This window comes from Yersinia rohdei ATCC 43380, assembly GCF_000173775.1.
Lineage (GTDB): Bacteria > Pseudomonadota > Gammaproteobacteria > Enterobacterales > Enterobacteriaceae > Yersinia > Yersinia rohdei.
In genome coordinates this window covers 1-371 of sequence record NZ_ACCD01000093.1, presented here as the reverse complement: position 1 = coordinate 371, position 371 = coordinate 1, and the positions used below count along the sequence as shown (strand labels likewise).

The window sequence follows — 371 nt, the reverse complement described above, 5'->3', positions numbered from 1 at the left end:
AACGAGCAAATAAGGCCGGACTGAGAAATTAGTCGGGCTTTAGTACCTTGTTGGGTCTGTAGCTCAGGTGGTTAGAGCGCACCCCTGATAAGGGTGAGGTCGGTGGTTCAAGTCCACTCAGACCCACCAACTCTACTTATCCTTGTCGCTTTTAATCGTTGTGTTACTCATGTGCATCTGCATATTGCGTTACTCACGTTAAAATCGCCTGCGGCTAAGCGAATTGGAACACAAGGTAAACTTGCTTTTTATATGGGGCTATAGCTCAGCTGGGAGAGCGCCTGCCTTGCACGCAGGAGGTCAGCGGTTCGATCCCGCTTAGCTCCACCATATAAAAATTATTTCAAAACGTACTGCGGTCGCAAGACACA

The 371-nt window shown here is 48.5% G+C and carries 2 tRNA genes; both read left to right on the top strand.

Annotated elements, in window-relative coordinates:
• The first annotated feature begins 52 nt into the window (after nucleotides 1-52).
• Nucleotides 53-129, top strand: a tRNA-Ile gene (locus YROHD0001_RS0119200).
• A gap of 125 nt (nucleotides 130-254) precedes the next feature.
• Nucleotides 255-330, top strand: a tRNA-Ala gene (locus YROHD0001_RS0119195).
• Nucleotides 331-371: the final 41 nt, after the last annotated feature.